The sequence below is a fragment of the Janthinobacterium svalbardense genome, from assembly GCF_002327145.1.
Classification (GTDB): Bacteria; Pseudomonadota; Gammaproteobacteria; order Burkholderiales; family Burkholderiaceae_D; genus Janthinobacterium; species Janthinobacterium tructae.
The window spans coordinates 5,129,404-5,152,989 of record NZ_CP023422.1; the positions used below are offsets into that span (position 1 = coordinate 5,129,404).

General features: G+C 63.0%; 17 protein-coding genes. 5 read left to right on the forward strand and 12 right to left on the reverse strand.

What is annotated here, in order from left to right; all coding sequences use genetic code 11:
• Positions 1-21: 21 nt before the first annotated feature.
• The gene (locus CNX70_RS22820) at positions 22-3,165 is read right to left on the reverse strand and encodes an error-prone DNA polymerase (protein WP_096237329.1); all 3,144 of its coding nucleotides are present in this window, start codon (positions 3,163-3,165) and stop codon (positions 22-24) included.
• Positions 3,166-3,261: 96 nt separating this feature from the next.
• On the opposite strand from CNX70_RS22820, the gene CNX70_RS22825 reads away from it, so the two are divergent.
• Positions 3,262-4,047: a PhzF family phenazine biosynthesis protein gene (locus tag CNX70_RS22825; RefSeq protein WP_096237331.1), complete on the forward strand. Its 786-nt coding sequence runs from the start codon at positions 3,262-3,264 to the stop codon at positions 4,045-4,047.
• Positions 4,048-4,224: 177 nt separating this feature from the next.
• Complete coding sequence (locus CNX70_RS22830; RefSeq protein ID WP_096237333.1) at positions 4,225-6,627, forward strand: TonB-dependent receptor plug domain-containing protein; 2,403 nt, start codon at positions 4,225-4,227, stop codon at positions 6,625-6,627.
• Positions 6,628-6,750: 123 nt separating this feature from the next.
• Here the strand turns inward: CNX70_RS22830 and CNX70_RS22835 are convergent, their stop codons facing one another.
• The gene (locus CNX70_RS22835; RefSeq protein WP_244198928.1) at positions 6,751-7,236 is read right to left on the reverse strand and encodes a hypothetical protein; all 486 of its coding nucleotides are present in this window, start codon (positions 7,234-7,236) and stop codon (positions 6,751-6,753) included.
• Between the two features lie 209 nt (positions 7,237-7,445).
• Between CNX70_RS22835 and CNX70_RS22840 the strand changes: the two genes are divergently transcribed.
• Positions 7,446-9,644 (forward strand): OsmC domain/YcaO domain-containing protein, encoded by a 2,199-nt coding sequence (locus CNX70_RS22840; RefSeq protein WP_096237337.1) that lies wholly within the window; start codon positions 7,446-7,448, stop codon positions 9,642-9,644.
• 39 nt (positions 9,645-9,683) lie between these two features.
• Here the strand turns inward: CNX70_RS22840 and coaD are convergent, their stop codons facing one another.
• The 5 genes from coaD to CNX70_RS22865 form a co-directional block, all read right to left on the reverse strand.
• The gene (gene coaD, locus CNX70_RS22845) at positions 9,684-10,832 is read right to left on the reverse strand and encodes a pantetheine-phosphate adenylyltransferase (protein ID WP_096237339.1); all 1,149 of its coding nucleotides are present in this window, start codon (positions 10,830-10,832) and stop codon (positions 9,684-9,686) included.
• 94 nt (positions 10,833-10,926) lie between these two features.
• A complete protein-coding gene (locus CNX70_RS22850; protein ID WP_096237341.1) occupies positions 10,927-12,261 on the reverse strand; it encodes an ATP-binding protein in 1,335 nt (444 codons plus the stop codon).
• Between the two features lie 2 nt (positions 12,262-12,263).
• A complete protein-coding gene (locus CNX70_RS22855; protein ID WP_010400558.1) occupies positions 12,264-12,923 on the reverse strand; it encodes a response regulator in 660 nt (219 codons plus the stop codon).
• A gap of 97 nt (positions 12,924-13,020) precedes the next feature.
• Complete coding sequence (locus tag CNX70_RS22860) at positions 13,021-14,535, reverse strand: Do family serine endopeptidase (RefSeq protein ID WP_096237343.1); 1,515 nt, start codon at positions 14,533-14,535, stop codon at positions 13,021-13,023.
• A gap of 266 nt (positions 14,536-14,801) precedes the next feature.
• Complete coding sequence (locus CNX70_RS22865; protein WP_096237345.1) at positions 14,802-15,278, reverse strand: Hsp20 family protein; 477 nt, start codon at positions 15,276-15,278, stop codon at positions 14,802-14,804.
• 222 nt (positions 15,279-15,500) lie between these two features.
• Between CNX70_RS22865 and CNX70_RS22870 the strand changes: the two genes are divergently transcribed.
• On the forward strand, positions 15,501-15,851 hold the full coding sequence (locus CNX70_RS22870; protein WP_096238637.1) for a hypothetical protein: 351 nt from the start codon (positions 15,501-15,503) through the stop codon (positions 15,849-15,851).
• A 198-nt stretch (positions 15,852-16,049) separates the two neighbouring features.
• Here CNX70_RS22870 and CNX70_RS22875 read toward each other — a convergent pair whose 3' ends face one another.
• From CNX70_RS22875 to imuA, 4 genes are all read right to left on the reverse strand, one after another.
• Positions 16,050-16,808, reverse strand: a complete 759-nt coding sequence (locus CNX70_RS22875) for an alpha/beta hydrolase family protein (RefSeq protein WP_096237347.1) — start codon at positions 16,806-16,808, stop codon at positions 16,050-16,052.
• 70 nt (positions 16,809-16,878) lie between these two features.
• On the reverse strand, positions 16,879-17,583 hold the full coding sequence (locus CNX70_RS22880) for a glutathione S-transferase N-terminal domain-containing protein (RefSeq protein ID WP_096237349.1): 705 nt from the start codon (positions 17,581-17,583) through the stop codon (positions 16,879-16,881).
• A 245-nt stretch (positions 17,584-17,828) separates the two neighbouring features.
• Positions 17,829-19,316, reverse strand: coding sequence for a Y-family DNA polymerase (locus CNX70_RS22885; RefSeq protein ID WP_096237351.1), 1,488 nt, complete (start codon positions 19,314-19,316; stop codon positions 17,829-17,831).
• Entirely contained in the window at positions 19,246-19,956 is a 711-nt protein-coding gene (gene imuA / locus CNX70_RS22890) for a translesion DNA synthesis-associated protein ImuA (RefSeq protein ID WP_096237353.1), read from the reverse strand. Before imuA ends, CNX70_RS22885 begins: the two co-directional genes overlap by 71 nt.
• A gap of 217 nt (positions 19,957-20,173) precedes the next feature.
• On the opposite strand from imuA, the gene CNX70_RS22895 reads away from it, so the two are divergent.
• Positions 20,174-21,439: a putative Na+/H+ antiporter gene (locus CNX70_RS22895; protein ID WP_096237354.1), complete on the forward strand. Its 1,266-nt coding sequence runs from the start codon at positions 20,174-20,176 to the stop codon at positions 21,437-21,439.
• Positions 21,440-21,473: 34 nt separating this feature from the next.
• On the opposite strand, the gene CNX70_RS22900 is transcribed toward CNX70_RS22895, so the two are convergent.
• Positions 21,474-23,507, reverse strand: a complete 2,034-nt coding sequence (locus CNX70_RS22900; RefSeq protein WP_096237356.1) for a GNAT family N-acetyltransferase — start codon at positions 23,505-23,507, stop codon at positions 21,474-21,476.
• Positions 23,508-23,586: the final 79 nt, after the last annotated feature.

A 23,586-nucleotide genomic window follows, 5' to 3' on the forward strand; every position in this document is an offset into this window, starting at 1 on the left:
TCTGGACGATGTTGACAAGCCTCAACAAAAATCCCGGCTGCTGGTCCGCAAGCGTCCCAGCAGATGCGACATGTCGACCAGGCGCTTGGCCACCAGGTTGCGCACGATGCCTTCCCTTTGCCACACGCCATACACGCCCAGCAGCGGCGCGCTCAGCACTTCGCGCCGCTGGCTTTCCACCAGGTCCGGCCAGACGATGACGTTGACGGTGCCCGTCTCGTCTTCCAGTGTCATGAAGATCACGCCCTTGGCCGTGCCCGGCCGCTGGCGCACGGTGACGATGCCGCAGGCGCGCGCCAGCTGGCCATGCGTGTAGCTGGCCAGCGTCGCGGCGGGCAGAAAACGTTCTTCCAGCAACTGTGCGCGCAGCAGCGCCAGCGGGTGGCGGCCCAGGGTCAGGCCTTGCGAACGGTAATCGCTGACGATGCTTTCGCCTTCCGTCGGCGCGGCCAGCATGGGCAAGTCTTCCTCTGGCGTGGTGGAACGCAATAAATCCCTGTCGGGCACGGCACCAAACGCCTGCCATAGCGCTGCGCGCCGGTGGCCGGCCAGCGCGTGCAGGGCATTGCCGGCAGCGAGCACCTGCAAATCATGACGGTCCAGGCCGCCACGCCGGGCCAGGTCGGCCACGTCAAGAAAGGCGGCGATGGAACGCGCATCCTCGATGCGCCGGGCGGCCTCCGCGCGCATGCCGAACAGGCTGTTCACGCCCAGGCGTACGGCGGGCGCGGTGCCTTCCGCAGTCTCTTCCAGCGTCGCCTCCCAGCCGCTGACGGCCACGTCGACGGGCAGCACTTGCACGCCATGGCGGCGGGCATCCTGCACCAGTTGCGAAGGGCTGTAAAAACCCATGGGCTGGCTGTTGAGCAAGGCGCACAGGAAGACGGCCGGTTCGTGGCATTTCAGCCAGGAACTGGCGTACGTCAGCAGGGCAAAACTGGCCGCGTGCGACTCGGGAAAACCGTATTCGCCAAAGCCCTCGATCTGGCTGAAGATGGCCTCGGCAAAACCTTTCTCGTAGCCATTGTCGACCATGGCATCGACGATGCGGTCATGGTAATTGTTCATGCCGCCCTTGCGTTTCCAGGCAGCCATGGCACGCCGCAACTGGTCCGCTTCGCCGGGCGTGAAATCGGCGGCGATAATGGCCACCTGCATCACTTGCTCCTGGAAGATCGGGATGCCCAGGGTGCGTCCCAGCGCCTTTTCCAGGCCCTTCGGATACACCACGGCTTCCTTCTGCTGGCGCCGCTGCAGATACGGATGCACCATGCCGCCCTGGATGGGGCCGGGACGCACCAGCGCCACCTCGATGACGAGGTCATAGAATTCACGCGGACGCAGGCGCGGCAGCATGCTCATCTGCGCGCGCGACTCGATCTGGAACACACCGATGGTGTCCGCCTGGCACATCATGTCGTAGGTGGCGGGATCTTCGGCTGGAATATCCTGCAAACGGAATTCCTCGCCGCGCCGCGCACTCACCAGTTCCAGGGCACGGCGCAAGGCCGACAACATGCCCAGCGCCAGCACGTCGACCTTCATCAAGCCCAGCTCTTCAAGATCGTTCTTGTCCCACTCGATGACGCTGCGCTCGGCCATGCTGGCGTTTTCAATCGGCACCAGGCGCGACAATTTCCCCTGAGCGATGACAAAGCCGCCCGGATGCTGCGACAAATGGCGGGGAAAGCCCAGCAACTGCTGCGCCAGGCCGGCCCACTGCTGCGACAATGCCGCCTCCGGATCGAGCCCGCATTCGGCCAGGCGCTGCAGCAGATCGTGCTTGCCGTCGAACCAGCGATGCGCCTTGGCCACTTTTTCCACGATGCCCAGGTCGATCCCCAGCGCCCGGCCACTGTCGCGCAAGGCGCTCTTGGGCCGGTAACTGATCACCACGGCCGCCAGCGCGGCCCGCTCGCGGCCATATTTGCTATAGATATATTGGATGACCTCTTCGCGCCGCTGGTGCTCGAAATCGACGTCGATGTCGGGCGGCTCGTTGCGCTCGCGCGACATGAAGCGCCCGACCAGACAATTGCCCCGTGCAGGGTCCACTTCCGTGATGTGCAGGCAATAACAGACGGCCGAATTGGCGGCCGAGCCCCTGCCCTGGCACAAGATGTTTTGCGAACGGGCAAAGCGCACGATATCGTAGACGGTCAAAAAGTACGCTTCATACGACAGCTCGGCGATCAGTTCCAGCTCCTGCTCGATCTGCTGCTGCACGTTGGCGGGAATGCCCAATGGAAAGCGGATGCGCGCGCCCGCATAGGTTTCCTCGCGCAAATAGGTCGCCGGCGTGTGGCCGTCCGGCACCAGCTCGTCGGGATAGTCATAGCACAGGCTGTCGAGGGAAAATGTGCACAGCTTGGCGATGCGCACGGTTTCCGCCAGCGCTTGCGGCGGATACACATTGGCCAGGCGCAAGCGCGCGCGCAAATGCTGCTCCGCATTTTGCGCCAGCGCATAGCCGCACTCGCCCACGGGTTTACCCACGCGTATCGCGCACAAGGTGTCGAGCAAGGGCTTGCGCGAACGCACGTGCATGCACACATGGCCGACGGCCACCACGGGCAAGCCCAGCGCCTGCCCCGCGTCCTGCACGGCACTGCGGTGCGCGTCGTCCTGCGCCCGCTGCAGCAAATTCAGGCCGATCCAGCTGCGCTCGCTGCCAAAGGTGGACGCCATCCACGCACCCTGCGCGCGCACGCCTTCCGGCGAGGCCGGATAGCTGGGCAGCAAGATCATCAGGCAGCCGGGCAGCCCCCGCAAATGGGCAAACTGCGCCGATGGCGCGCTGAAATCGTCAAGCGTCAGCAGATAGCGCCCCTTGGCCGCCCGCGTGCGCGCCATGGTGATCAGTTCCGACAAGTTGCCGTAGCCATCGATATCGCGCACCAGCGCCAGCAAGGACAAGGCCGCGCCGCCATCGGCCCGCGTCAAGTGAAAGTGCGCGCCGATAATCAGGGGAAAGCCGGCCCGCTTGGCTACCGCATGGGCACGCACGACGCCGGCCAGCGAACACTCGTCGGTGATGGCCAGCGCCTTGTAACCGAGCTGGACTGCGCGCGCCACCAGCTCTTCCGCATGCGAGGCCCCATGCAGGAAGCTGAAGTTACTCAGGCAGTACAACTCAGCATACTCGGGTAAGACTGCGCCCCACATGATCCACCTCAATACTGTATATAAACACAGTCTATTATACTTATCTGGAATCGGGCTTATCGTTTATGCTGGTGTTTTACCTCCACATCGACCGCCATGATCGTCCACTTACTAAAATGTTTCGGCGCCGCCCCCGGTGGCGGCAATGCGGCGCTGGTCGTGGAAAACGACCACGGCAGCGAAACGGCGCGCCAGCAATTCGCCCGCGAGCGGCAAGTGAGCGCCTGCGTCTTCATCGACCGGCAAGCGGACGGCGGCATCGTGTTCGACTATTTTTATCCGCACACGCGCAGCCCCCTGTGCCTGCACGCCACCCTGGCGGCCGCGCATGTGCTGCTGACGGCGCCGGGTGCCCCGGCAACCCTGACGGTGAGTACCGCCATGCGCGGGCAAGCCTTGCAGCTGGTGCGCCGCGCAGCCGATCTGTTCATCGGCCTGGCGCCGCAGCCGGCGCCTGCCGTCATGCTGGAAAAATATGTGCCGTCCGAACTCATGGGCCAGCATATGCACTTGCTGTCGCCACCCGTGATCGCCTCGGTCGGCAGCCCGAAGCTGCTGCTGGAAGTGGCTGACCGCACCGCCCTGCGCGCGCTGCGGCCGAACCTGGAGCTGATCGCCGACTGGAGCGCCTTGCATCAGGTCAATGGCTGCTATGCGTATTGCCGCACGGGCGAGAGCGAATACGAGGGGCGCAACTTCAACCACCTCGACCAGGCACTGGAAGACAGCGCCACGGGCGTGGCGGCGGGCGCGCTGTCAGCGCACCGACAACAGTCGCTGCGCCTGCATCAGGGCCACGTGACGCAGCAACCGTGTCTGATCGAGGTGCAATACAGCGCGCAGGCAATCTGGGTGGGCGGCATGGTGCAACGCAGCACCTGAATGGGGCATGCTGCACCAGTACAGGGCAAGCCGGGCAGCGACCAAAAGATAATCAACCAGGAAACAACAGTTGCAACCAATTTGTAATAACAAAACAAAGTATCGCTGGTGAATGCTGAAATGATCGCACTAGAATCAAGCGAGTAATAAAACAACCATACCACTTGGAGATACTGCGTGCCGACCCTCACCACCTTGCGTAAAGCCGTCCTCATCAGCCTGTACGGCAGCGCCGCCCTGGCCGCCTTCAGTCCCGCCGCCATGGCCCAGTCCACGGAAGCGGGAGCCACGGACGGTCCCGTGCAAACGGTCAGCGTGGTCGGCTCGCGCCGGGTCGCCAGTTCCGCCACCGACACCATGGTGCCGGTCGATATCATTCCGATGTCCAGGGTCGCCGAGCAAGGCGGTCAGTTTGACCTGGCGCAATCGCTGCAATACATCTCGCCCTCGTTCAACTCCACGCGCCAGACGGGCGCCGACGGGGCTGACCTGGTCGATTCGGCCGCCCTGCGCGGTCTCGGTTCCGACCAGACGCTGGTGCTGGTGAACGGCAAACGGCGCCACACGACGGCCCTGGTGAACCTGTTCGGCGCGCGCAACCGCGGCAATACGGGCACGGACATGAATGCGATTCCCTTGTTGGCGATCAAGAACGTGCAAGTGCTGCGCGATGGCGCTGCCGCCCAGTACGGCTCGGACGCCATTGCCGGCGTGATTGACATCGAACTGAAGAAAAGCCTGGGTTGCGAAGCAGTGGCCGGCTACAGCCAGTATTCCGAAGGCGACGGCAAGAATTACATGACCTCCGCCTACTGCGGCATCGCGCTGGGCGACAAGGGCGTCATCGCCATCACGGGCGAATACCTGGACCGGGGCCGTTCGAACCGGGCCGACGCGGACAGCATGCGCATCATCGGCGACACCAAATCGCAAAACAAGACGCTGTACCTGAATGGCGACTACGCCACCAGCGGCACGGGTAAACTCTACTTCACGGCCGGCGCGCAGACGCGCGACGCGTCGAGCGCCGCATTCGGCCGGGGTGGCATCGGCAGCGACGACATTCCGTCGCGCAATTCGGCCGCCATGTATCCCAATGGTTTCGTACCGTTCATTAACGGCAAGATCGATGACCAGTACGCCACCTTCGGCCACCGCAGCCAGATCGGCGAATGGCATGCTGACTTTTCGCAAACCTATGGCTACAACAAGATGCGCTACGACATCAGCCATACCTTGAACGCCTCGATCGCCAATCTTGACCTGATGAACGGTGGCAAGGGCATCAGCGCCAGCAGCTACGACGCGGGCGGCTTCTCGTTCCAGCAACTGACCAGCAACGCCGATTTCAGCCGCTATTACGACACGGTGATGAGTGGCATGAACGTGGCCTTCGGCGCCGAATACCGCAGCGAGGAATACAAGATCATGGCCGGCGAACCGGGCTCCTACAGCGACGCCGACGGCGTGGGCGTGGGCGGCAATGCGGGCAGCCAGGGCTTTCCCGGCTTCCAGCCAGGCGACGTGACCAAGGCCAAACGCCACAGCATTGCCGCGTATGGCGACGTAGAACTGGACTGGACGGATCGCCTGAAAACCCAGGCGGCTTTGCGCTATGAAAAATTCAGCGACTTCGGCTCCACCGTGACGGGCAAGCTGGCCGCCAGCTATAAAGTGGCACCGAATGTGCTGCTGCGCGGCTCGGCCAGTACGGGCTTCCGCGCGCCGTCGTTGCAGCAAGTGTATTTCTCGTCCACCTTCACCGACTTCATCGGCGGCGTGCCCACGGACGTGGTACTGGCCCCCAATGGCGGCGCCGTCGCCAACGCAGCCGGCATTCCCAAGTTGAAAGAGGAAAAATCCACCAGCTTTACGTTCGGCACCACCTGGACGCCGACGCAAGCCATTTCCGTCACGGCCGACTTGTACAATATCAAAATCAAGGACCGCATCGTGCTGTCGGGCCGCTTCAATGCCGACAACTATCCCGACCTGGCGGCGCGCCTGGCCCTGTTGGGCGTGGGCGAGGCGCAATTCTTCGTCAACTCCATCGACACGCGCACGCGGGGACTGGACCTGACGGCCTCGCACAAGGGTGAACTGGCCGGCAACCGCCTGAACACCTTCCTGGCCTTGAACTTGAGCAAAACGGAAGTGACAAAAGTCAAGACGCCCGCCTCGCTGACGGGCTTCGAGGATGTCTTGCTGTCCGAGCGCGAACGCCTGTTCATCGAACAGGGCGGCCCGCGCGCGAAAGCCACCCTGGGCTTCGACTACATCACGGGCAAGCTGGAATCGGACCTGCGCATCATCTACTTTGGCCCGCAAACCCTGGGCACCTTCAGCGGCACGGCTGAAGGCGTACCGAACGCCCGCTACGCGGCCAAGACGTCCGCCGACCTGAGCTTCACCTACAGCATCAGCAAAAATACCAAGCTGACCTTTGGCGGCAACAACATCTTCAACGTCAAGCCCACCACGCAAAACGCGGACGAAACGGATAACGGCTTCAAATACGACAGCGTGCAATTCGGCCTGAATGGCGCGTCGTATTTCGGACGGCTGTGGGTGAAATTCTGATCACCGTGTCCACCTGAAAAAACAGCGGCTGCGCCAGCATGGGCAGCCGCTGTTTTTTATGCCCGCATCGACACACGGCCAGTATCGGCTGCCGCATTCGTCACAAGTTTTCACAGTTCACTTTCACAACTCATACACGCCCATACTCCAGTACCGGCTGCCTTGCCTGTTGCGGGCAAGCCAACCCAATGCCTGCAACTCCTTGCCGATCAGGCGATTCATGATGCCATGTCCGACCAGCAACACAGGCCCGCTGGCGGCCAGCGCAACAAGCCGCTCGGCGGCAATCCTGGCGCGCCGCCGGCTGAGCGTCAGCGAATCGGCTCCGCGCGCATAACCGAACAACCAGAGCAGGCGAAAAATCGCTGCCCAGGCGGCAGGCGGCAGCCAAGGTGCCCTCCACAGCGCAAAGGGCAGCCCGGCTTCGGTAAACATCGCCTCTTGCATGAACGGCAAGTCACCCAGTGCCCTGGCCGATGAGCATGCCCTCGGTGCCGTGCTGGCGACGATAGTCGACGCCGATAGCGCTGCCATGGCGCACTCTGCAGGTATGCCGTTGTCCTTGATGAGCGATTGGTTGTAGAGATCAATCCACTCGCCCATTTGCATGGGCGCTATCCAGCCCCCCTTGGCGAGTTGGGGCTCGCCGTGACGCATCAGTGTTATTCGCATGTAGTCAGATCACCTCGACGATTTATCAGTCTGTTTCATTACCCCGGCGGCGCCCGGCCAGCACGGCCGCAGTGAACAATCTTTGCCCTGCGGCGGAAAGCACGGATAATAGCGCCTAACTCATAAGCACAGTATTGGATTACCTCATGGAAATTAAAGTCAACTTTCTCGACAAGCTGCGTCTCGAAGCCAAGTTCGACGATTTTACCGTCATCGCCGACCAGCCCATCCGCTACAAAGGCGATGGCTCGGCGCCTGGCCCGTTCGATTACTTTTTGGCATCATCGGCACTCTGCGCGGCGTACTTCGTGAAGTTGTATTGCGATACGCGCAATATTTCCACCGAGAATATCCGCCTGTCGCAAAACAATATCGTCGATCCGGAAAACCGTTACCAGCAGATTTTCAAGATCCAGGTCGAGTTGCCGGCCGATATCTCGGCCAAGGACCGCCAAGGCATCCTGCGCTCGATCGACCGTTGCACGGTGAAAAAAGTGGTGCAAGCGGGGCCAGAATTCGTCATTGAAGAAGTCGCGAACCTGGACGCCGATGCGCAATCCTTGCTGATGCTCAATCCGACCGGCGAAGCCAGCACCTATATCGTGGGCAAGGATTTGCCGCTGGAACAGACCATCGCCAATATGTCGGGCCTGCTGGCGGGCCTGGGCATCAAGATTGAAATCGCCTCGTGGCGCAACATCATTCCGAATGTGTGGTCGCTGCATATCCGCGATGCGCATTCGCCCATGTGCTTTACCAACGGCAAGGGCGCGACCAAGGAAAGCGCGCTGGCGTCGGCCCTGGGCGAGTATATCGAGCGCCTCAGCAACAACCATTTCTACGCCGGATCGTTCTGGGGTGAAGACATCGCCAACGCGGATTTTGTTCATTACCCGAACGAGCGCTGGTTCAAGCCGGGCCGCAAGGATGCGCTGCCGAAGGAAATCCTCGATGCGTACAGCCTGGAGATCTACAACCCCGATGGCGAGCTGCGCGGTTCACACCTGATCGACACCAACTCCGGCAATGCCGAGCGCGGCATCTGCTCGCTGCCGTATGTGCGCCATTCCGATGGCGAGGTCGTGTATTTCCCATCGAACCTGATCGAAAATCTGTACGTCAGCAATGGCATGAGCGCCGGCAATACCCTGGTCGAAGCGCAGGTGCAATGTCTGTCGGAAATTTTTGAGCGGGCCGTGAAGCGCGAAATCCTCGAAGGCGAAATCGCCCTGCCCGACGTGCCGCAGGACGTGCTGGCGAAATACCCGGGCATTCTGGCCGGCATCCGGGGCCTGGAAGAGCAAGGCTTCCCCGTGCTCGTCAAAGATGCGTCGCTGGGCGGCGTGTACCCGGTGATGTGCGTCACCCTGATGAACCCGCGCACGGGCGGCGTGTTTGCCTCGTTCGGCGCGCACCCGAGCCTGGAAGTGGCGCTCGAACGCAGCCTGACGGAATTGCTGCAGGGCCGCAGCTTCGAAGGTTTGAACGACTTGCCACAGCCGACGTTTGCCAGCGAAGCCGTCACCGAGCCGAACAACTTCGTCGAACACTTCATCGATTCCAGCGGCATCGTCTCGTGGCGCTTCTTCAGCGCGAAAGCCGATTACGACTTTGTCGAGTGGGATTTTTCCGGTCACGGCGAAAACTCGAATGCCGAGGAAGCGGCGACCCTGTTCGGCATCCTCGCCGAGATGGGCAAGGAAGTGTACACAGCCGAGTACGACCAGCTGGGCGCCATAGCCTGCCGCATCCTCGTGCCCGGTTATTCGGAAGTGTATCCCGTTGAAGATTTAATCTGGGACAACACCAACAAGGCGCTGCTGTTCCGCGCCGACATCCTGAACCTGCATCAGCTGGACGATGCCAGCCTGGAAGACTTGCTCGAGCGCCTGGAAAACAGCGAGCTCGACGAATACGGCGACATCGCCACCCTGATCGGCATCGAGTTTGACGAAAACACGGTGTGGGGCCAGCTGACGACGCTGGAATTGAAGCTGCTGATTCATCTGGTTCTGCAGCAGTTCGAGGAAGCGAAAGAGCTGGTGGAAACCTTCTTGCAGTACAACGACAACACGCTCGAACGCAAACTGTTCTATCAAGCCTTGAACGTGGTGCTGGAAGTGGAGCTCGATGACGCGCTGGAACTCGACGATTATGTCGTCAATTTCCGCCGCATGTTTGGCAACGAACGCATGGACGCGGTGCTGGGCTCGGTGGACGGCAGCGTGCGCTTCTTCGGCCTGACCCCGACCAGCATGCAACTGGAAGGCCTGGACCGGCACCAGCGCCTGATCGACAGCTTCAAGAAGCTGCACGCGGCGCGTGCCAAGGTTGCTGCCCGCTAGGGCGGCAAGCCCGGGCGGCTGACAAGCGGCTGACGAGAGTCAGCCGCTTGTCAGCGCCGCGATCTCCTTCTGCATGTTTTCAATCGCCCGCGCGTTGTACTGATCGGCGAAATACACGTCGCCAAACAGCTGGCCCGCCTGCGCCTTGCTGCATAAATGCTGCAGGGCCAGGCCCCGCTGCTGCTTGAAGCGCACGGGGTCCACATGCGCGTATTCCAGGCCGATGGCTTGCGTGTAGGCGTGATACACCTCTTCATCCTGCCCCAGGATGGCCAGGTCGGCGCTGAGCATGGCGTCCTTCAGCGCGTGGCTGATGCCGGGCCCCTGGAAATGGTCGGTGGCGCGTATCAATTGCGCCACATCGAGGTTGTCCCCGGCATCGAGGCCGCTGGCCAGCCACAGCTGGGCGCTCGCCTCTTCGCTGGAATACAGGGCATCGTCGTCGTGACCGTAGACGGCGTCATGGAACCAGAACGCCTTCTTGACCAGCGCGCTGTCGCGTTTGGGTGCATAGGTATTGTCGGCCCAAACGCGGATCTCGGACAGGCCGTGCACCAGGTGGTCGAGGTTGTGATAGTGGCGCTCCGCGCCGCCATACGCCTGCGGTCCCGTCAGGTGCGCGAACCAGTGGTCCGCCAGCGCGATGTCGGCTTGCGAAGCGGTGGCGTAATGCCACAGCGCTTCCCACTCCTTGCGCAGACAGTCGAGTATCCACGCGTGGTAGGCGGGACCGGGGACGAATTTTTTCATGGTCCAGTTCCAGCCCACCGGGCCTTCCAGCGCCTTGACGAAGCTGGAACTGACGGAGCCGAGGTCGCGCGGCGGCATGACGAAAATCGTCTTGGCGCCCTGCAGTACGTCCACATTGGTTTGCTGAATCAGGTTTTCATAGTCGAAATCGGCCGTCGTGCGGATGCCGCGGATCAGGTAGTCGCAGCCATGCTTCTTCGCCGCGCGCGCCGTGTAGTCGCCCTTGACGATGACCACTTGCACATTCTCCCAGCCGCACTCGCGCGCGCTCTGCTCGATGATGCGCTTGCGGTCTTCGGCCGGGAACTGCGGCTTCTTGGCGGGGTTTTGCGACAGGAAGACGATCACCTCGTCGGCGAGCGAACGCGCTTCGCCGATCACCCACATGTGGCCATTGGTGATGGGGTCGAGGGTTCCTGAAAAGCCGATCTTCTGCATGCTGCGCTCCGTTTGCTTGATTGCTTATTGCGCAGACAATATATGCCAGCGGCGCGCGCGTCAATGCAACAGGCCAAAGATCATGATCAAAATATTATTTTCTTACGGCTTGCGGGAATTCCACGCGCACGCACAGGCCGCCCAGGCGCTCGGATTTGTCCAGCACCAGGCGCGCGCCATGGCGTTCGGCGATGGCCTTGATGATGGCCAGCCCCAGGCCGCTGCCGTTGGCGTCCGTGCCGGGCACGCGGTAGAAGCGGCTGAAGACGCGTTCGCGCTCCTCGGGCGGGATGCCGGGGCCGTTGTCTTCCACGGACAAGGTCACGCCGACGGGGCTGGCGCGCAGGTCGATATCGACCGTGCCGCCCTGCGGCGTGTACTTGATGGCGTTGTCGACCAGGTTGCGCAGCATGATGTTGAGGGCGTCGGCCTGCCCCGCCACTCTGGCCGGGTCCATGTGGTGCAAGCCCAGGTCGATCTTGCGCGCCTGCGCGATGCCGGCCATGTCGCCCAGCGCCCGCTTGACGACGTCGTTCAAGTCCACCGCCTGCAACTGGTCACCGCTGGCGGCGCTCGCTTCCTGGCGGGCCAGCACCAGCAGCTGCTCGACCAGGCGCGTGGCCCGCTCGATGCCGGCGCTCACGCGGGAAATGGCCAGGCTGCGTTTTTCTTCCGATTCGGCCCGCTCCAGGCTCAAGACCTGCAGTTTCAGGGCCGCCAGCGGCGTGCGCAATTCATGCGCGGCGTCGGCAACGAAATGCTGCTGCGCGTCGAACGCCGTTTTGACGCGCCCGAACAGCAAATTCAATTCATGCACCAGGGGGCGCACTTCGTCGGGCAAGCCCGCTTCCGAGACGGGCGATAAATCGTCCGCCTGGCGCGCCGCCACCTGCTTGCGCACGCGCGAGACGGGCGCCAGCGAACCGCTGACGACCCACCACACGACCAGCATCAATATCGGCGCCATCAGCGCGATGGGACCGACCGTGCGCAGCGCCAGGCTGCCGGCCATGCGCTTGCGCACGGCCATGTCCTGCGCGATCTGCACGGTCTGGGAACTGGTTTGCACGGAAAAGATGCGGTAAGTCGTGCCGTTCGCTTTCACATTCGAAAAGCCCAGCACGGCGCGCTGCGGCAATTCCGCGCGCGTGATCGAGCGGAACACCTGCACGCCGTCCGGCGTCCACACCTGCACCACCATGTCGTTGTTGACGGGGTCGGCCGGCAAGGCTTGCGCATGGTTGGCCAGCGGCGCGCCGGAGCGCAGCGACAGGGCCATCTGCTGCATGTGATAGTCGAAGATCTGGTCGGCGTCGTACAGGGCGCTGCGGTAGGCGATCGAGGCCTGCGCCAGGGCCGCCATGATGATGGCCGCCAGCAAAAACCACAGCAGGCGGCCGCGCAGCGAGTGCGTCACCGTGACCTTCATCCTCATGCCTTGGGCACCATGTAGCCGAGGCCGCGCACGTTCTGGATCAAGTCGCTGCCCAGCTTCTTGCGCAAGCCGTGGATATACACTTCCACGGCATTGCTGTTGACTTCATCCTTCCAGCTGTACAGTTTTTCTTCCAGCTGCGCGCGCGACAGCACGATGCCGGGACGCGCGATCAGCGCTTCCAGCACGGCCCATTCACGCGCCGACAGGTTGACGGGATGGCCCTCGGCGATCACTTCGCGCGTCAACGGATTGATACTCACGCCCTGGTGTTCGAAGATCGGTTCCGGACGGCCCGAGGCGCGCCGCAGCAGGGCACGGATACGCGCCAGCAGTTCGTCGAGATCATACGGCTTCAAGACGTAATCGTCGGCGCCCGCGTCGAGGCCCGCGATGCGCTGCTCGACGGCGTCGCGCGCCGTGGCCACCAGCACCGGGGTATCGAGCTTGCGCAAACGCATCGAGCGCAGCACGTCGAGGCCATCCTTGCGCGGCAAGCCCAGGTCCAGCAGCACCAGGTCATAGGTTTGCGTCTGCAGGGCCGTATCGGCCATGTCGCCGTCCTTGACCCAGTCCACCGCATAGTGCTCGGCGCGCAGCAAATCGAGCACCACCTCGCCGATCATCGTATCGTCTTCTACCAGCAATAAGCGCATGGCTGCTCCTTGTTCTATTTTCACCCCAAAGGCGAAAGGCCGGGGTCGAACCCTGAGGGTTCGACCCCAGTATTTGCCCTTGGGTTTGTTTCTTTCATTAACCCAAACGCACCGGAATAAAAATCTTGTCGGGGCCGCGCTGGATCAGCAAGGCCACCGACTTGGCGGATTTTTCCACCACGTCGCGCACCTGCTCGACCGTGTTGACGGGACGGCCATTCACCGACAATAGCACGTCGCCCGGCAGCACACCGGCATTCGCGGCAGCACCGCCCGCGTCTTCCACCAGCAGGCCGGCACTGATGCCCGCCTCGCGTTTTTCATCCGATTGTAACGGACGCAGAGCCAGGCCCAGCTGTACCTTGCCGGCCGCGCCGTCGCTCTTCGCCACTTCGGCCACCTTGTCGGCCGCATTGCCCAGCGTCGCCGTCAGGCTGACGATCTTGCCGTCACGCCAGACATCGAGGCTGATCTTGTCGCCTGGCAAGGACGTACCCACCAGCGCCGGCAAGTCGGCCGAAGCGATGATGCGCTGGCCATTCACCTTGCGCACCACATCGCCCGACTTCAGGCCCGCCTTGTCGGCCGGGCTGCCACGCTCCACGTTGGCCACCAGCGCGCCTTCCGGCGTGGCCAGCTTGAACGAGTCGGCAAAGCCCTGGTTGACTTCCTGCACCGTCACGCCCAGCTTGGCATGGCTTGCCTTGCCCGTGGCGACGATCTGGTCCTTGATGCGGCCGGCCAAGTCGATCGGGATGGCGAACGACAGGCCCTGGAAGCCGCCCGTCTGGCTGTAGATCTGCGAATTGATGCCCACCACTTCGCCGCGCGTATTGAATAGTGGACCACCCGAGTTGCCGGGGTTCACCGCCACGTCGGTCTGGATGAACGGCACATTGCTGTCGTCGGGCAGGGAACGGCCCTTGGCGCTGACCACGCCGGCCGTCACGGTGCTGTCGAAACCGTACGGCGAACCGATGGCCAGTACCCACTCGCCCACTTTCAGGTCGCTCGAATGGCCCAGCGGCACGATGGGCAGGTTGTTGGCATCGATCTTCAGCACGGCGATATCGGTCTTCGGATCGGTGCCCAGCACCTTGGCGCGGAATTCGCGGCGATCGTTCAACTTGACGGTCACTTCGCGCGCATCGCGCACCACATGGGCATTCGTCATGATGATGCCGTCCGGGCTGACGATGAAGCCGGAACCGAGGCCGTGCGTGGGCACGTCGCGGCCACCGCGCTGCCCGCCTTGCGGCCCCTGGAAGCGGCGGAAGAATTCGAAGAACGGGTCGTTGCCGAAGTCATCGTTGCCGGCCTGGGCCGATGGGTCGTAAGCCACCTTGGTGCTGCCCGTGACGCTGATGTTGACGACGGCCGGGCTGTTGCGCGCGGCGATCTGGCTAAAGTCGGGCAAGGCCACCAGCGGCGCGCTGGCGGCAGGCGCGACGGCGGCAGCCACGGGGGCGGCGGGAGTGCCGGCGGCGGCATTCGCGCCGGCATTGTTCTGATGCATCACCATGGCGCCGCCGGCGCCCAGCACACCGATCGCGGCCAGCGCGGCTACGGTGCGTTTGATTTTCAGCGATGCGGTATTCGTTTGCTGTTCCATGAATTGCTCCTCATTCAATGAGATTTTGATGTATGCAATAGTGGGCCACGAGTCTTAGGCGGTGCTTAACATTTTTCCATTTGGAAACAGGCGTTGGCGCCTTTAAGCATCGCTTAATCCAGCGTTCCGCATGGCGGGCGATGGAGGGGCATACAGGGCCTGGACGTGACACTGGCCGGATCAACCGGCCAGTATTTTACTGCATGGGAGGGTACCCTCCTGGCTGCCCGGGCGCCAGAGGGGCGCCGGGGTCAGCTCAGCTCAGCTCAAGCTGCCTGGCGCTGTTCCAGCGCATTCACGTTGGCGGCGGTAGCGAGGGTGTCGCTGCCTGTGCCGATCTCGATCTTGCGCGGTTTCAGCGCTTCCGGCACTTCACGCACCAGGTCGATGGTCAGCATGCCGTTTTCAAACGTGGCGCCCGTGACCTTCACATGATTGGCCAGCTGGAAACGCTGTTCGAAATCGCGGGCAGCGATGCCGCGGTGCAAGAACGTGCGCTCGACGCCATCTTTCTGCTTGCGGCCCGTGACATGCAGCGAGTCGCGTTCGGTGATGATGTCGATCTCTTCGCGCGAAAAGCCGGCCAATGCCATCACGATGCGGTATTTATCTTCCGACACCAGTTCGATGTTGTAGGGCGGATAGCTGGGCTGTGCATCGGCGCGCTGTTCGTTGAGCAGCTGTGCCAGGCGGTCAAAGCCAATGGCGGAACGGTACAGGGGAGCAAGGTCAAAAGTACGCATGATAAATATCCTTTTCAAATGAAGCGATAAGAGGGGCGGACCTCACCGTGAGCATCCGCTGGCTACCAATCTAAGGACGATCAAGCGGCCTTCAAGGCCTTGAAATTGGCAAAAAGCGCCCCAGACGACGCTAAATTTGTAAGAAATTTTTACACGGCCAGCCCAAAGCGATTTTGCATGGCGTCCCCTATGCGGGGCCGGCTTTTGGTGTATGCTGGCGGCATGAACAATGACACCGACATCCAGCTCAGCGGCCCTTTCAAGGCCACCGACGGCTCCGGCCGTGCCCACGACATCAAGGCCATCCGCATCTTCGACGAAGGCTACGGCATCATCGACGTCTACGTCGATTTCGCCGCTCCGCTCGAAGCGGGCGCCTGCAAGGACAAGACCCTGGTCGGCCACATCCTGGCCCGCTTGCGCAGCCTCGGCTACGTGGGCCCCGATTTCGGCCACGGCGACCTGGGCTTGCAAGACAAGAAACTGATCGTCCTGGAAGCACCCGAGGAATTTTCCGCCTTTGCAATCAGTAAGGGCTGGAAGGATCTATCAGCCGAATTTGACGAAGACTGAGAACACCTGACCAAATCTACTACGCGTCGCGCTTTGCGGCCGGCGATGCTCACCGTGCTTTAGCACGGCTGCGCTTCTCGGCCACAAATCACTGCCGCTCGCTACGATTTTGTCAGGTGTTGTGAAGTACCAATAGTATGTGCGCCGCGCCAGCTTCTGCTGCCGCGGCGTTTTTCATGGGCGACCGCTTAGTTCAGCTTAGTTGATATAACGCGCGCTCCAGGCGGCAATCACATTGGCGACATACGCGGCATCATCGCGCCCCGTCAACAGATGGTCGGCATCGTCGAGCGAAACAAAACTTTTCGGGTGCTTCGCGGCCGTAAAGATATCCATCGCGTTCGACAGGCTCACCGTCGTGTCGTTCGGTGCGTGCATCACCAGCAGGGCGCGGCGCAGGCCGGCGATGTGAGCCTTCAGGCTGTGGCTGCCCGCGTCGTCGACGAATTGCTGGCGGATGCGGAAGGGCCGCCCTTCCAGCTGCACCAGCGCCTCGCCTTCGGCGGCAATCTGCTCCAGGTGTTCGCTGAACATGCGCGTCACGTAAGCGGGCGTGCTGGGGGCGGCCAGGGTCACCACGGCGGTCGCTTCCGGCACTTGCGCGGCAGCGGCCAGCACGGCGGCGCCGCCCAGGCTGTGGCCGATCAGCAATTGCGGCGCAGCATGTTTTGCACGCAGGAAATCGGCGGCGGCCAGCAGGTCGTCGACATTCGACGAAAAATTCGTGGCGGCAAACTCGCCCTCGCTGGCACCGAGTCCCGTGAAGTCGAAGCGCAGCACGGCGATACCGTGCTGCGTCAAGCCTTGTGCGATGCGCCGCGCGGCCAGCACGTCCTTGCCGCAGGTAAAACAGTGGGCGAACAGCGCGTAGGCGCGGATGGCGCCGTCAGGCGCGTCGAGGCGCGCCGCCAGCACATGGCCGTGCGCGCCGGGAAAATCTTGCCGGGTGGATTTCATTGTCTCAGATCAAAGCTGCCGCGCAGGGCGGCCGATGGCGCATTGTAGCGCCGCCCGGCCACGGCCTGTTCTAAGCACGCTTGGGAATATCCACGCCCTTGGTAACGGCTGGCCTGACCAGGAAAGCGTCCAGCGCGCGCTGCAGGTTCGGGAAGTTGTCGATGCCGACGAGGTCGCCAGCGCCATAGAAACCCACCAGGCAGCGCACCCACGGGAAGATGGCGATGTCGGCAATCGTGTACTGGCCACCCATGATCCAGTCGCGGCCCTGCAGGCGCTGCTCGAGCACGCCCAGCAGGCGCCTGGCCTCGCCGAGATAGCGCTCCAGCGGACGCTTGTCTGCGTAGTCCTTGCCGGCGAATTTATGGAAGAAGCCCACCTGGCCAAACATGGGGCCGATACCGCCCATCTGGAACATCAGCCACTGTATCGTTTCATAGCGCAGGCCCGCGTCCTGCGGCAGGAACTTGCCCGTCTTTTCCGCCAGGTACAGCAGGATGGCACCCGATTCGAACAACGCCAGCGGCTTGCCATCGGGACCGTCCGGGTCGAGGATGGCGGGAATCTTGTTGTTCGGATTGAGGGACAGGAAGGCGGGCGACAGCTGGTCGTTCTGCTCGAAACTGACCAGGTGCGGCTCGTATGCCAGGCCCAGCTCTTCCAGCAGGATCGAGACCTTGATGCCGTTCGGCGTGGGCAGCGAGTACAGCTGCAGGCGCTCGGGATGCAGTGCGGGCCATTTTTGGGTGATGGGGAAGTCGGAAAGTTGGGACATGGAAATCCTTATTCAAGTGGTTGACGCCGCGCAAGCAAGAAAGCCAGTATAGCCAAGCATGGCCGTTTCAGCAGGACAGCGCATTTAGAGCCTATCCCAGTAGTGAGCGTCTTCTGCTGGCAGTTCATCAGGAGCGCGGACAAGGCGTGAGGAGGACGCGTGGCGAGCCACGCAACGACGATCAACGCAGTCCCCGCTTCTGAGGGGCGCCAGCAGGGGATGTATTCATCTACTGGGATAGGCTCTTAGCCAAACAAGCCATGCAAAAACCAGCGCGGCGCGGCGTCTTCTGCGCTGCCGGCGATGCGTTCGCGGTAAACCCAGTAATGGGCGTGGTCGCGTCCTTCGGCAATAAAATAATCGCGCGCCTGCGACTGCCCCCACCAGCCCGCCTCGATGCGCTCGGCGACAGACACCATCTTCAGGGGCGAGCCATAGAAGGGCCGGTGTTCGCGCATCAACAGGGCGATGGGCTGGGCCAGCAGCCAGCCGGGACGGGGCATACCGGGCAAACCGGGCGGCAAGTCGGGTAGCGCGCTTCTTGAAACGGGCTTGGCCGGCAGCGGCAGCCACTGGTTGGCCGCTTCGGGACGGTAATCGGCGCGCGGGGATGCCTGCAAGACATTCTCGGCGCCCAGGCGCGCCACCAGCAACTCCATCAGGCGCTGGCGCTCCTGCGGCGTGCCGCCCGGCTCGGGAAACAGGCTCTCGCTGGGCGGGGCCATCGGCTGCACCTGCAGCGCTTCCAGGGTCAGGCCGATCACGGGTGCGTCCAGCACCAGCTGCGCCAGGCGCTCCTTGAGCAAACGCACCAGGTGCTCGTCGCGCCAGACGGCCTCGCCCAGCGCCAGGTCGATGACGGTGGGCGGGCGCGCCACCCTGCCCCGCTCGTGCGCCAGCAGCAGCTGTATGCGCTCGACGGCGAATTGCCGCGCGCACAGCCAGCCCGTCATTTGCTGCAGCAGGCGGCGCGCGCCGAACAGCAGCGCGTCCGCGTGCTCCACGCGGTCGAACAATTCCAGGCTGGCGCGGAACGTGGGCGGCGCTTCCATCCAGACGAACAGTTCCGTGCTGTGGCCATGCGCGTCGTCGAGCATGGCCAGCACGGCGGCGCCGCAGCGGCGCTGCAAGCCGGGCCGGGGCAACTGGCGCAGCTGCCCCAGGGTGCGGCAGCCGATGCCCTCGAACCATTCGAGCCAGGGGCGCGCGGGCGGCAGCAAGGCGCACGGCAGGCGGTCGAGGCGGCGCACCAGACTGGCCATGCCCAGCACGCGGCCCTGGCGCGTACCGGCACGCGCCAGCAGCCAGGCGCCGCGCGCCGTGGGGGCGCACGACAGCTGGGCCGTGTAGCCCAGCGCGCGCAAGCTGGCCGCGATGTGCCGGCACAGGGCGCGCACGCCGCCGAACAGGCGCAGGCTGGCGCCCGCATCGACCAGCAGGGTCGCCTCCTCGCCCTGCGCCACCAGAGGCGAATATTGCAGCAGCGCCAGCGCCACCGCTTGCAAGGCCTGCGCTTCCAGTTCAGGAGAGCGCTCGTGCAGGCGCGCCTGCGGCGCCAGCATCAGCGCGCCTGCGCGGCGCATGCCCGGCCGGATGCCGGCCGCCCGCGCCAGCGGCGACAGGGCCATCACTTGCTCCTGCTCCAGCACCACGCCCAGCTGGTCAGCCGACCAGCGCGGGCAAAACACTTCGAGCGGAAGCCGGGGCAGGCACAGGCCGATCCAGAGTCGCATGGCGTCGCAATAATGAAGGAGGTTGCAGGGGCAGGAACAGGGGCGCGTCGCGCTGCGGTCCCCGGCGCTTGATGAAGCCGATCTCGATGCCGCCAGCGGCCGGGCGCACGGACAGGCGCAGCGGCGCGGGCGACGCATCCTGCGCGCCGTGCAAGGGGCGCAGCATGCAGAACAGGGTGTTACCGCCTTGCGCGGCCAGGTGCAGCCGGCGCAGGCTGTCGGCGCGCACGTGTGACTGCCAGAACAGCAAGGCGCCGCAACTGCCGCTGCGCAAGATGTTTTCAGCTGCCCACAAGGCATCCTTGCTGCCGGCGCTTTTGAGCCACAGCAGTTGCGACGGCGTCAGACCCTGCGCGGCCAGGGCCAGCGCCTGCGGCGGATGGGGCGGCTGCAGCAGCACGATGGGCAAGCCCGGCAGTTGCGCCAGCGCAGGCGCCAGCAGCCGCAATTCGCCACTGCCCGCCTGCTGCACCAGCAGATCGATGAGGCTGCCGCTGGGCCAGCCGCCGCCGGGCAGTTGCGCGGACAGGGCGGCAAAGCCCGTGTCCAGACAGCGCGTGGCGCCCTGCCCCAGCTGCGATGCGCGCCATAAAGACGGGTGCAAGGCTTCCGGCGAGGCCATCAATTCGGAATGTTGCATAAGTTGTTGTCTAACTGAAATCAAGATGAATACTGTATGCATATACAGTACTATCCAGCCCCGCTTTTGGCAAGGCTTATCTGCCAGATAGCATGCCCGGGACCGCTCCGCCATGTCCGAAAAACCCCGTTTCCGGCATCGATTGCTGTACCATAAGCACTCTCCTTACCGCCTGGCAAAGTACCAGTCGGCTCCCTCCGTCCATAAGGAAACGCATTTGACCACCATCCAAATCATCAGCGCCATCGTCTTCGGCCTTGCGCTCATCCACACCTTCGCCGCCAAGTCATTTGAAACCCTGGCACAGCGCCATCCCCGCCATGGGGGCCTGCTGCACCTGCTGGGCGAAGTGGAAGTCGTGTTCGGCTTCTGGGCTTTCATTTTGATCATCATCATGGCCTTTGTCTCGGGCGGCGATGCGGCCATCGAGTATGCCGAATCGCGCCAGTACACGGAACCGCTGTTCGTCTTTGTCGTCATGGTGGTGGCCGCTTCGCGCCCCGTGCTCGACGCCGTGCAGCGCCTGTTGAAAGGCGTGGCGCGCGTCATGCCGCTGCGCACGGAACTGGCCCTCGTCTGGCTGGGACTGGCGCTCGTGCCCCTGACGGGCTCGATGATTACGGAACCGGCCGCCATGACCCTGGCCGCGCTGATGCTGGCGCCACAAATCTTCCGTCCGGGCATCCCCGAATGGCTGAAATATGGCGCGCTGGGCGTGCTGTTCGTCAACGTTTCCATCGGCGGCACCCTGACTTCGTACGCAGCGCCGCCCGTGCTGATGGTGGCCACCACGTGGAACTGGGACAGCGCCTACATGGCCAGCCATTTCGGCTGGAAAGCCGCCATCGCCGTGCTGGTCAACGCCACGGGCGTGAGCATATTGCTGCGCAAATACCTGCACAGCAACACCTCCGATATCAAGCCGAAAGCCGGCGAAGTGGAAGCGCCGAAAGTGCCGCTGGCCGTCAGTCTCGTGCACATGATCGTGCTGGCCGGCGTGGTGGCCCTGGCGCACCATCCCGTGCTGTTCTTCGGCCTGTTCCTGTTCTTCCTCGGCTTCGTGCAAGCGTATGAGCGTTATCAAAGCCCGCTGATCCTCAAGGAAGGCTTGCTGGTCGGCTTCTTCCTGGGCGGCCTGGTGGTACTGGGCGGCATGCAGCAATGGTGGCTGCAACCTATCGTCTCCAGCCTGGAACCGCTGGCCCTGTTCTTCGGCGCCCTGGGCTTGACGGCCATCACCGACAATGCGGCCCTGACTTACCTCGGTTCGCTGATCGTCGGCATGACGGAAGAAGCAAAATACATGCTGGTGGCTGGCGCCGTGGCCGGTGGCGGCCTGACCGTCATCGCCAATGCACCGAACCCGGCCGGCGTATCCCTGCTGCGCCGCGGCTTCAAGGATGAATCGATCGGCGCCGTCGGCCTGCTGGCCGGCGCCCTGCTGCCCACGGCCGTGGCGGCCCTGGCCTTCCTGGCTTTGTAGTCACCGCAGTGCGGCGGCCACCCCGGCCGCCGCTTTAATCGCCTTCATACACGAGGAAGTGCAGCCGGTCATAAAACAGGCTGTAGGCATAGTCGAACGTGCCCACGCTGCGAAACCCCTTGTGCAGATACACCTGCAGCGCTTCGCTCTTTTCCCACACCGTCAAGGTAATGCGCGCACAGCCCTTGCGGCTGGCCAGGTCGCGGATTTCATGAAACATTTGCCTGAATAAGCCCTGGCCCCGGTATTTCTCGTCGATGGCCAGGCTGCTGACGAAACAGTCGTCGGCGCGAGCATGCGCGAGCACGAAGGCGTCGTACGCATCGTCGAGCGCCATCATGTCGTCGCGGTAATATGAAACGGCGCCGCAAGCCTGGAACTCGTCCATCGTCGCGGCCGTGAAAAAGCCGATGAAGTGCCCATCCTCGTCATGCAAGCCGTGGATGTGCGCCAGATACGGGTCGATGTTTTGCCGCCGCTGCAGTTCGACGAACTGCAGATTGAGTTTATTTCCAAAAGAACAGTATTCAAGGTAGCTGGTGGCAAACAGCAATTTGGCCATGCGGTTCTTCGCCTCGTCACCCAGCAGTTCGCCCGCCACCAGCCTGAGCGGCGCATGCGACAGCAAGCCCGCCTGCGCCTCATCGCCGGACGGGACTGCATCGCCGATGGCCGGCATGCGGCTGCCGTGGCGGCCCACGGTGGGGCGCCAGAAAGTGCCAGCGGCAATATGCTGTGAGCGCTGGGCCAGCAGGTAGCGGCAAAAGACGCTATTCACCCGGTCGAGCAGCGGGTCGTCCGATAGCACCGAATAATAGTGGAAGTGATCGATGTCGGCCCGCAGCTGGGCCGCATACGCCATGCGCGGCACTTCCTCGATGTCGAACACGTCGACGATGTCGGGCAGGCGCAAAGGATCGTCGAGTTGCCAGTCGAGTTCATCGAGCCGCGCCACGCAGCGCGCATACGCGCGCCGCTCCTCGTCGCTCAAGGGGATGTGCATCTCGGTAATGATGTCAATCAGCAAGCGCATGCCACGGATGCCGCCCGCCACCGCTTCGCGCGCGCCGTCATACAGCACGCAATAGCGCTGGTAGAACTCGGCATGGCTGAGCAGGGTCACGCCCAGGTTTTTCTTCCATTCGGCATAGAACTGGCCGAACAGCTGCGCTTCGAATTGCGGGCAGGAATGGGGAATTTCCCCATCGATGCGCGCATAAGCGAGGTTCACATTGCGCTGGATCACACGCAGCGCGGCGTCGTTCTTCTTGGCAATCAGCATGCCCGTTTCATCGAGAAACAGATTCATCCAGCTGACATGCCGGCGCTCTTGGCTGTCATCAGCGTTGCGCTGGAAGTAGTCGGGCACTTCGGGCTTCATCAGGAAAATCGTCGCGGGATTATGCGGGATCGTATCGACATCCATATACATGCCGCCGTATTCGCACATGATGAGGATGCGGAAATAATCGGACAAGGTGGCGAAGTAGCGCTGCGTATGCAGGGTATCGAGGATATCGAAGCGGGCCGGCGCAAAGTCCAGCGCCAGCGCGCGCAGCGAGTTGATATGCAGGGTCGTGCCGCCGATGGCGTAGCGGCCTATCGTGTAGCGCCCGGCGCCGCCCGTAGGGCTGAAGCGCGCGTCATTGCGCAATTGCTGCGCATCCCACACCCACAGGATGGAGACATACGGCGCGCCGCCATTGTGCCGCACCTCGTCCAGCGCCGCGCCCCACTGCCCAATCGCTTCACAGGCGATGGCCGGCAGCGGCCCGCCCATCCAGATGCGGTGCAGGTAGCGCTCGTCGTCGCCCAGCGCACGCGTGGGGATGCAGCTGAGCGAGGAACAGCTTGCCGCATTGAAATATGTAAAATTGGCGGCGACGAAGCTGCGCAGGGCGGCGACGCCCGCCTGGTGCTCTGCGGCCAGTTGCACCAAGTCAATGCCGGCCGGCCGGACATCGGCCAGGGTGATGTAATCGAGTTTCAGCCGGTGGATGCGGAACTCGTATTCCAGGCTGAAAATCTTTGCTTGATCGTGTTTCGAGGCCAGGTCATCTATTTTCATGAAAGCACCATTTTCCAAAGAAGAGTGTCAATCAACGTCGCAGGAGGTAAAACAAGGTCGGGAACATGCGCAGCGTGGC

Bases quoted from the DNA above. Each gene is read 5' to 3' on its own strand.
- CNX70_RS22850 (WP_096237341.1), bottom strand. From the start codon at position 12,261: ATGAAGGTCACGGTGACGCACTCGCTGCGCGGCCGCCTGCTGTGGTTT.
- CNX70_RS22885 (WP_096237351.1), bottom strand. From the start codon at position 19,316: ATGCGACTCTGGATCGGCCTGTGCCTGCCCCGGCTTCCGCTCGAAGTG.
- CNX70_RS22840 (WP_096237337.1), top strand. From the start codon at position 7,446: ATGGAAATTAAAGTCAACTTTCTCGACAAGCTGCGTCTCGAAGCCAAG.
- coaD (WP_096237339.1), bottom strand. From the start codon at position 10,832: ATGCAGAAGATCGGCTTTTCAGGAACCCTCGACCCCATCACCAATGGC.
- CNX70_RS22820 (WP_096237329.1), bottom strand. From the start codon at position 3,165: ATGTGGGGCGCAGTCTTACCCGAGTATGCTGAGTTGTACTGCCTGAGT.
- CNX70_RS22880 (WP_096237349.1), bottom strand. From the start codon at position 17,583: ATGTCCCAACTTTCCGACTTCCCCATCACCCAAAAATGGCCCGCACTG.
- CNX70_RS22870 (WP_096238637.1), top strand. From the start codon at position 15,501: ATGAACAATGACACCGACATCCAGCTCAGCGGCCCTTTCAAGGCCACC.
- CNX70_RS22855 (WP_010400558.1), bottom strand. From the start codon at position 12,923: ATGCGCTTATTGCTGGTAGAAGACGATACGATGATCGGCGAGGTGGTG.
- CNX70_RS22860 (WP_096237343.1), bottom strand. From the start codon at position 14,535: ATGGAACAGCAAACGAATACCGCATCGCTGAAAATCAAACGCACCGTA.
- CNX70_RS22825 (WP_096237331.1), top strand. From the start codon at position 3,262: ATGATCGTCCACTTACTAAAATGTTTCGGCGCCGCCCCCGGTGGCGGC.
- CNX70_RS22875 (WP_096237347.1), bottom strand. From the start codon at position 16,808: ATGAAATCCACCCGGCAAGATTTTCCCGGCGCGCACGGCCATGTGCTG.
- CNX70_RS22865 (WP_096237345.1), bottom strand. From the start codon at position 15,278: ATGCGTACTTTTGACCTTGCTCCCCTGTACCGTTCCGCCATTGGCTTT.
- CNX70_RS22900 (WP_096237356.1), bottom strand. From the start codon at position 23,507: ATGAAAATAGATGACCTGGCCTCGAAACACGATCAAGCAAAGATTTTC.
- imuA (WP_096237353.1), bottom strand. From the start codon at position 19,956: ATGCAACATTCCGAATTGATGGCCTCGCCGGAAGCCTTGCACCCGTCT.
- CNX70_RS22835 (WP_244198928.1), bottom strand. From the start codon at position 7,236: ATGCAAATGGGCGAGTGGATTGATCTCTACAACCAATCGCTCATCAAG.